This is a genomic window from Bartonella senegalensis OS02, from assembly GCF_000312545.1.
GTDB lineage: Bacteria > Pseudomonadota > Alphaproteobacteria > Rhizobiales > Rhizobiaceae > Bartonella > Bartonella senegalensis.
In genome coordinates this window covers 257,499-266,376 of the sequence record NZ_HE997541.1, presented here as the reverse complement: position 1 = coordinate 266,376, position 8,878 = coordinate 257,499, and the positions used below count along the sequence as shown (strand labels likewise).

Genomic DNA, 8,878 nt, shown 5'->3' with positions numbered 1-8,878 from the left:
CTCAATCACTTTCAAGGCTTCATCACTCAATGGCACGCGAAAATCGGAAACCTTTCCTACAATACCTTTCATATTGTCTTTTGGTATTGTCCATATATTTTTATCTATTTGTTCAAGACGCAAATAGCGCAATGAATATGACCGTACTCCAGTCAAAATCAGAAGCTTCAGTGCTAAATTTGAAAGAATCTTATCATCCAAATTCTGATAAAAAGCTGAAACTTCTTGCCATGGCATAGCAGGAATATTTTGAACATTTTGAATAAATTTCCCCAATAAAGCTTTTGCTTTTGGTACCAATTGCATATCCACATCTATGCCACGCGCTGCCGCATGTTTTATAGCAATATTCAAACGTGATAAAGCTTTGCTCGCTGTTTCATTTTTTGTTTTCCAAATAGGCGACAAACACTCTTTTACATCAAATTGCGTCAATTCAGTAATTGCTATATCCCCAAGTTTAGGAAAAACATGCAATGTAAGAGGTGCTAACCACCTTGCTGCTTTACCTTCATTTTTCAATTCGCTTTTTTTAGCTTCAAAAGCACTTAAAACTATTTCTTGTAAAGAAATACTATCAACTGCCTGCCGTAATTTTTCATTTTTCCTTTTACGAATCGGGTCAATACCTTGGTGCAAAAGGTCACGGCAAGCTGTAGCTTTAAGCCTCGCTTCTTTCAAAGATACAACGCTACAAGAGCCTAATCCCATTTCACGACGTTTTTTATTGAAATCGAATCGAAAAACCCAACGCCCTTGATTTTGTGCTGTTTTGATAAGCCATAGCCCAGCCCCATCCGCATATTTGCCTTTAGATAGATTTTTTACAGATAAGACAGATAGTCTATCACGTGTCCTTGTTCTGCGAACCACCTTTAAAAAACCACCTTTTGAACCACCTTTTGTATCACACTTGGAGCGCTTTCATTTGATACCAAGATTATATACAAAAGGCAATTATATAAATAAAACTTAATAAAAACAATATATTATAAATAGAGAAAAATAAAACGCGCTATCAGGTGATAGCATAGAAAATTCTAAAGGAAGAAAAAATAGGTGCAGCGGCTCGCACTACAAAATGTGGATTTTTCCTTATTTTTCAGTAATTAAAATAAACTGCCTTTTAAAGACCTTTTTGAAATAGCGCTAAAGCGTTATTGAACAGATCCGTGATTATGGAAAATTACGAATCAAAGCTTCTTTTGAACACAACGTTTTAGCTATACTCATAATCTTAAAAGTCTCATTTTTCAAAATCGGCATCTGAGAAACTTTTTTCACCATCTCACAATCAAAATCAATGACCTCTGTCCACCACGAAACAGTATTTTATACAAAAAAATAAAGGCTCCATCAAAGATAGAACCTTTTAAACCAATGGAATTTTATAAAATTAGAATTTATAAGCTATACCTACACGGAAATCATTTGTCTTATAATCAAGCTCAATCTCGTCTTTAAATTTCTTTTTACCAAAATCTGAATAACGATATTCCGCACGAACAATAAAATCATCGGTTATTGCAAAGTCAACACCACCCCCAACAGTATAACCAATCATCGTCTTTGTCTCATCTGACGTAGCAGAAAAAGGGTCTGCTCCAGTAATCGAGGTGGACAAAATATCTTGGAATTGCCCATAAGCAACCCCACCAGAGATATAAGGCATCATACGCGCAACAGGAAAACCAATCCGTGCCCGTGTGGCACCCGTCCATTTTTGCTTCAAAGTATGACTAAAAGTGAGACTATTTTTTTCTGTTTCTTTGTGTTTCATTACAACCTGCTTCTGCTCACCCTCTTCCGTACTAGTACCCTCTGTTCCACTTTGATCAGATTCCTCATGAACGACAGTTTTCGTATCCTTTCGCCCCAAAAACAGTATGTCTGTATCAACCCCGAATATTAAACCATTTCCAAATTCGAGATTAGCTCCCGTATACAAACCACCTATAAAACCAGACAGCTTAGGCATATATTGTTTCTCAACCGGAACCCATTTTTTATTCTTACTACTCTTTTTATTCTTACTACTCTCGTCAGGATGGAGAGGAATATCAACATCACGAGTCATGGCAGAAATTTTACTCGAAAAACCACCAATTTGGCCTCCGAAATAAAAACCTGCCCAAGAAAAAGGAGGAGAAGTAATAACTGGTGGAATAACTTGTTCTGACTGCTGAGGAACTATTACATCTGCAGCCTGTGCTAGAGAAGCTGGAATAAAAGCAAAAACGGATGCTATTATAAATCTTGTATTCATAAAATTATACCCCATTGCTATTATTTAAACATAACAAAAAACATCATATTTAGAAAAATAGAAAAAACCGCAAAATCTTATGCTAAAAAATAACTACATGCTTTTATAACTAAATTACATCAAATATAATGACATTAAAATTTAATTTTAGCAAATAAATTTAATCTCTTTTAAGTCATTTTCTATCAGAGATAAATTAAATTATAAAAATAAAACCAAAAGATGTTATATTATGAAACTATAATACTCTTCATTATTCAAATAAGCGTATCAAAATTCTAAAAATAGAACACTCAGAGATTTTCAGAGATTTTTTGCATGAAATCCCCTTGGAAGAGTACATTTTATTTTTATCATAGCAGATTTTTTTGAATTTAATAAATAAATTACACAAATAATTAAAATCAATATATTATAAAATATAATATTTCAAAAAAAGCTTGATATTTTTATTAAATCTTAAATAATAAAAAAATATTTATAATCACTTTTAATAAATTTTATAAAAATAAAAAGTAAACTGAATTTATTTTAAATTACTAATTTCTATACTAGATACGCAAATCTTATAGAAACATTTGAGACGTATTAGGCAAAAACACATATTACAGATACTATAAAATCCTCCATATCTTAAAAATCAATACTAAACCTCCCTTTAAGATCACAGCCCCTTATTACCATTGCTTCATCAATAACATCATTAAAGAAAGCCAAAATGGTATTATTGCTCTTCTAAAATTTCTCTCATCATAAAAAAATCTTAAACTATTTTATTTAAAAACTGCTCTACCATCACTGATTTCTATATTATCTTCTCCCCTTACTGCAAAACGATCTTGATTAGGAAAAGTAATAAAACATCCCTTCATACAAATTGTGACTGTTTGGTAAGGATACAACGAAATATTTGCAGGGGTACTCCCTTCAACAAGGGTGAAAGACTGTACCTTTAAATCGGTATTCTTCACAGTTGCCGCAAAAGCTGTCATGATAAAAAGATCCAACAAGATGACTGCAACAAAAACACGAAGATATTTTAGCATTCCAGGATTCCTTCCTGAACAAAACGCTTATATAATACAAAGCGAAGAGCATTTGTTACCTTAAAAGATGAAGTAATATTAGGCACATAAATAGCCAAATTAAATGAAAATTTCTTACTGTCGAATGCAGTAAAACTCACCTGAGGGGCAGGATTTTTTAGAACACCTTCTGTCGCAGCAGCAATCTCTAGCAAGATTTCAACAACACGTTCTGGAGAAACATTAGGAGAAACAGCAATAGGGATATCAATCCGCCCCATTTTGCTCCTTCGAGTCCAATTACTAACGTTATTATTAATAAGACTTGAATTAGGAATAATAATCGTTTTGCGTTGCAATGTTTCAAGTTCTGTCGCACGAATACTAATACGTTTGACAATCCCTCCAACTGATCCAGCTTCCACATAATCTCCAAGTTTAAATGGCCTTCCAACCAGAATAATAAGTCCCGAGACAAAATTTTGAACAATATTTTGTAAACCAAAACCTATACCAAGTGAAAGCCCGCCAGCAATAAGTGCAAAATTTTTGAGATCCAAACCTGCCATTGACAATCCTATCAAAGTAGAAACAACAACACCAGCATAACTGATGACTGTTTTGATAGAATTACGGACACCAGCATCAAATTCCCCATGCACCAATACCGTTTCATCTAGCCAGCAGATAAAACGGTGAATGAAGAACCAACAAGCAAAGAAAGCAATGATTCCAACAGCAATAGAAATTAAAGAAACAGAGACATTTCCAATTTGAAAGCCCGTCATAAACTGCCACAACACCGTCCGCAAATCAGAATAGGAAAATCCAAATTGCACAGCAATAGGCATCGCACAAAATACAACCACAATGAAACTGAGGAAAACACTTATGATAACCCCAAATTGATTCATTGTTTTCTCTTCTAAATGGAGCCATTGCATCAAAGCATGCCCAACTCTTGTTTTCATGAATTGCCCTTTAATTCCAATCACTTGAGCGCTTTTAATCCCCAAATACATGAGAATCAAAAATGCACCACCAATCACGATTTGCTGCATAATAAAATGCGCAAAACCAACATATCCTAAGGAATTCATCATAATGAGCAAAAATCCCAATACAATGAGAGGAATACGTATATAAAGTGGAAAAAAGCGCAGTTTCCTCTCTTCAACTTGAAAAAATTTACGTCTCAACTGCAAAGGCACCAATGAAATTATAAACAGCAGTATCGCAAACAAAACAACAGCAATAAAACTTTTGGCAATTGTCAAAGAAAGAGAAGCTGAGACGACTTGATAAATACTATCAAGAACAGCATCAAACGCCAAAATACCACCGAGCAAAGTGAGCGAAATGACTAATTGATGTGCCTCAAATGGCCTAAGATCGAAAAGACGCCCATGAACCTTATTTGATGATAAAAGAACAAGAGCTAAACGATTGATAAAAAAGACTAAAATAATTTGATGTCCAATGGTATAAAATATCGTTGCGAGTTTTCCTAGCTCCAGGCCAAAACTATGAAACAAAAAAAGCACCAGATAAACGCAAACAACACAGACAAGCAGAGGCAAAAGAATTGAAACAAAAGCAATTAACAAACGTTGTAAATAGGATATTTCCTCATTGCCCTTTGTAAGATGGCAGTCCACATGTGCGAGAATTTTACGAGAAAAAAAAGAAAGCCCCACAGCAACAAAAAGTGGAATCAAAAAGGAAAGAAAAAGCTGTAAAGACTTGAAATGAAATACAAATTTACACCAAGAACTAAACAGTAAAAGAAAATCAGAGGAAGCCTCTTTTGTTTTTTCAACGAAATGTTTGAGCATCGGTATCGAAAACTTAAGTTTGTTCGTAAAGGTACGTTTAAAAAGTTCTCGAGACTGAGAAAGAGAAAGTTCATCTATTCTATTTGTAGCTAAAAAGATCTCTTCGAACTGCAGCACTATATCATTAATCTGTGCTTTTTTCTTCATCAGATGAAAGCGCTCTTTCAATTTTTTTGGCTCATCTTGCAACTGTGTCAATTGATCAAGAAGCACGTTGATATCATGAAGAGGAGCACGCAAAACAAACGCTGCTTCTATGGCACGTCTATTGATATCACGCGCGCACAAGCGCAGCTTTGCCAAGACATGTTCATCTCCTGATTCGTTTGTAAAGTCTTTTTCTAATTTTTTTGTCTCTTGTTCAAGTGTTTTAAGAATTTGCTGTTGCTTTTGAATAATTTCATCCGTTGAATAAGAATTTACCGATTGCTCAATAAGAGCTTGTGATTCCAGATGCGCCCATACGCAAGAGCTCGATTCTAAAACACTCCCAAGAGTGAAGAGAAAAATGCATATTTTTTTTAAAAAAAACGGATACATATCTACCTTAAGTCTAAGATGTGGAATCCCCTCTTCGTAGAAATATGAAAGAAGACAAATATTTTCAACTTGGTTAGAATAATTTTTATAAAAGCTTCCCCTTATCCTATAATACTGATAAAAGAGAGAATAAAGCAAGTTGACATCAAATAAGATAAAGAAAGCAAACAAGTATGTTTTTTTTGCACCTCTATTGCAAAAAAGAAAAATTTCCTTCTTTCACGATCTGGCTTCTTCTGTCGAGCTTCGGCGTGTTATTAAAGAATGGTCTAAGCGCGTATGCTCATTTGATGGTGCAACCACGTGTGAACAATGTCATTACGACTCATACATTTGGCTTGGAAAACAAGTATGATCAAGTGAACATTACAACAGCTACAAACAAAGAGTTTTCAACACTCGATACAAATTATGTTTTGCCTTTCAAGACGTTTCAAAAGATCCTAGGCACATCTTTAATAGCTACCATAGCTATTTGCACAGGACTCCGTAATTTTCACACGCAATGTTTTGCAAAAAAACGTGCCCCTCCCCTTTTCTTGAACTATGAAACCATCATCCTATTTTACTCCCGCGTTTCATTTTAATAACCATTAGATTGCCTATTAGCGGAATATATTATGCGCACACCCAGTTGGTTAATTACCCTTTATTGTTTTATCCTTTTAAGTAGCATTTACGTTGCCTTGCCCAATTTATTTTCGCAAGAACAAGTTAAAAACTCAAAATTCTTAACTGACACCCGTGTAACGCTTGGTCTTGACCTTCAAGGAGGCTCCTCTCTCCTCCTAGAAGTTGACACAAAAACTCTAAAACGTGATCAACTCCACATGGTTTTGGGCAGTGTGCGCAATACGCTTCGTGAAAAGCAAATCCGTACATCAAGCGTTCGTGTCTTAGAGGATAGTATCATTGCTGTTATTTCCGATCCATCAGAAAGTGAAAAAGCTGTCTCTGCTTTAAAAACGCTGATGACACCTATACACAGCAGTTTTGGAACTACAGCCAGTGATATCACGATCAGTGCTCAAGATAAAACCATCCGTGTCATGTTAACCGAAGCTGGTGTGAAAGAACGTATCAGCAATGCTATTGAGCAAAGCTTAGAAATCATCCGTCGTCGTATAGATCAGGTTGGTGTAACGGAACCAGCCATTCAAAAGGTAGGAATTGATCGTATTATGGTTCAATTACCCGGTCTACAAGACCCAAAGCAACTACGCGATCTTTTAGGAACAACCGCTAAGATGACCTTTCATCTTGTTCCCTCCAATGTGGATATAAATAACTTACCCACAGGTGTTTCAATTCTCCCCGGCTATACTGATGAGACACAACGTTATGCAATTTATGACCAAATTGCTTTGGATGGAAATGTCCTCAAAGATGCCCGTGCAGGTTTTGATCCACAAATGCCAGGGCGTTCTATTATTTCATTTACCATGAATTCAACGGGATCAAAAATATTTGCAGACATAACACGGCAAAATATTAACCGTCCCTTTGCAATCGTTCTTGATAACAAAGTTTTAACCGCTCCAACCATCAATAGCGTCATTCCCAACGGACAAGGCCAAATTACAGGAAATTTTGATCCCAAAGAAGCATCAACTCTAGCAGCTCTCTTACGGGCTGGTTCCTTACCGGCACCGCTAACGGTGATTGAAGAAAGAACTGTAGGCCCAAACCTCGGTGCTGATGCCATCCAAATGGGGCTTTACACAGGCATCATTGGCTTTGTTCTTGTTACGATTTTTATTTTTCTTCTATACGGAATTTGGGGGATTATTGCAAATATAGCCCTAGCGCTTCACACTATTCTAACATTTGCGGCATTAAGCCTTCTGGGTGCTACACTTACACTACCGGGTATTGCTGGTATTATTTTAGGCATCGGGATCGCTGTTGACGCCAATATTCTTATCAATGAACGTATCCGTGAAGAAAGTCGAAAAGGCATCAGCGCCTTTGCTTCCTTGGATCGTGGTTTCAAACAAGCTTTCGCAACCATTGTTGATGCCAACGTTACTGCAATTATTGCAACTATCTTATTATTTTGGTTTGGCACTGGTCCTGTTCGCGGTTTTGCTGTCACAATGTTGCTTGGTATTATTATCTCCATGTTTACAAATATTACCATTGTGCGCATTATGATGATTTGGGTTGTCCGTAAATGGAAAATTAAGACACTGCATATTCACTCTGTTTTCAATGTCATCTCCCAAAATACAACTTTCCGCTTTATGAAAGCGCGCTTCATTGGTATTGGTATCTCAATTGTTTTATCTCTTGCTTCTATTTTTCTGTTTTTTAAACCGGGCTTGAATTTCGGAATTGATTTCATTGGCGGTAGCCAAATGAGTATTACCACAAAAACTCCAGCAAATTTAGCAACCTTACGTTCACAGCTTTCTGCTCTTAATATCGGTGAAGTGACCCTACAGAATATGGATAATGCAAACACCGTGCTCATCCGTATTCAAAAGCAAAGTGGTGGCGAAATACAACAAACCGCTACCATTGATAAAGTTAAAACAGCGGTACAAAATATCTATCCTCATGCCACATTCGATCAAATAGAAGTCGTTGGCCCCAAAATTTCAGGTGAACTTGCTACAGCTGCTTTTACTGCGGTTATTCTTGCCGCAATTGCTATGTCTCTTTATATATGGTTACGCTTTGAATGGTTCTTTGCAGTTGGAGCAATTGTAACACTCATCCTAGACACCACAAAGATGATTGGTTTTTTTGCTTTATTTCAATTTGATTTCAATTTAACTGCCATCGCGGCTCTTTTAACAATTGTTGGTTATTCCATAAATGATAAGGTGGTAGTTTATGACCGAATGCGCGAAAATATGCGCCTTTATAAAAAAATGCCCCTGCGTGAACTGATTGATCTCTCCATTAATCAGGTTCTTATACGCTGTCTTTTTACATCCGCTACCACAGTTCTTGCTATGCTTCCTATGGCGTTATGGGGCGGAAATGCTGTGCATAATTTTGCATTTCCTATGGTGTTTGGAATTATTATTGCAACATCATCTTCAATCTTTATTGCTGCTCCTATTTTACTGTTACTCGGGAATTGGTGGCGTGAAAGAAATAATCGCACAAACACGAAACTACAATGAAAATGCCGCGTTAATTCATATATGAAATAGCATTCCTTCCCTTCTTATAAAAAAGCTATAATCGCTTGAATGAGTTTA

At 36.1% G+C, this 8,878-nt stretch carries 5 protein-coding genes; 1 reads left to right on the top strand and 4 read right to left on the bottom strand.

Annotated features, from left to right (window positions below):
- The 4 genes from BN200_RS05680 to BN200_RS05665 all read right to left on the bottom strand — a co-directional run.
- A partial coding sequence (locus BN200_RS05680) for a tyrosine-type recombinase/integrase (RefSeq protein WP_019221580.1) occupies positions 1-873 on the bottom strand: 873 nt, incomplete at its 3' end.
- Positions 874-1,396: 523 nt separating this feature from the next.
- A complete protein-coding gene (locus BN200_RS05675) occupies positions 1,397-2,266 on the bottom strand; it encodes an outer membrane protein (protein ID WP_019221579.1) in 870 nt (289 codons plus the stop codon).
- Between the two features lie 773 nt (positions 2,267-3,039).
- Positions 3,040-3,312: a hypothetical protein gene (locus tag BN200_RS05670; RefSeq protein ID WP_019221578.1), complete on the bottom strand. Its 273-nt coding sequence runs from the start codon at positions 3,310-3,312 to the stop codon at positions 3,040-3,042.
- A complete protein-coding gene (locus BN200_RS05665) occupies positions 3,306-5,666 on the bottom strand; it encodes a mechanosensitive ion channel family protein (protein WP_019221577.1) in 2,361 nt (786 codons plus the stop codon). The genes BN200_RS05670 and BN200_RS05665 overlap by 7 nt, the downstream gene beginning before the upstream one ends.
- A gap of 620 nt (positions 5,667-6,286) precedes the next feature.
- Between BN200_RS05665 and secD the strand changes: the two genes are divergently transcribed.
- Complete coding sequence (gene secD, locus BN200_RS05655) at positions 6,287-8,800, top strand: protein translocase subunit SecD (RefSeq protein ID WP_019221575.1); 2,514 nt, start codon at positions 6,287-6,289, stop codon at positions 8,798-8,800.
- Positions 8,801-8,878: the final 78 nt, after the last annotated feature.

What these genes read in the sequence shown, in the direction of transcription:
- BN200_RS05675 (WP_019221579.1), bottom strand. Translation starts at nt 2,266, where the DNA reads ATGAATACAAGATTTATAATAGCATCCGTTTTTGCTTTTATTCCAGCT.
- BN200_RS05670 (WP_019221578.1), bottom strand. Translation starts at nt 3,312, where the DNA reads ATGCTAAAATATCTTCGTGTTTTTGTTGCAGTCATCTTGTTGGATCTT.
- BN200_RS05665 (WP_019221577.1), bottom strand. Translation starts at nt 5,666, where the DNA reads ATGTATCCGTTTTTTTTAAAAAAAATATGCATTTTTCTCTTCACTCTT.
- secD (WP_019221575.1), top strand. Translation starts at nt 6,287, where the DNA reads ATGCGCACACCCAGTTGGTTAATTACCCTTTATTGTTTTATCCTTTTA.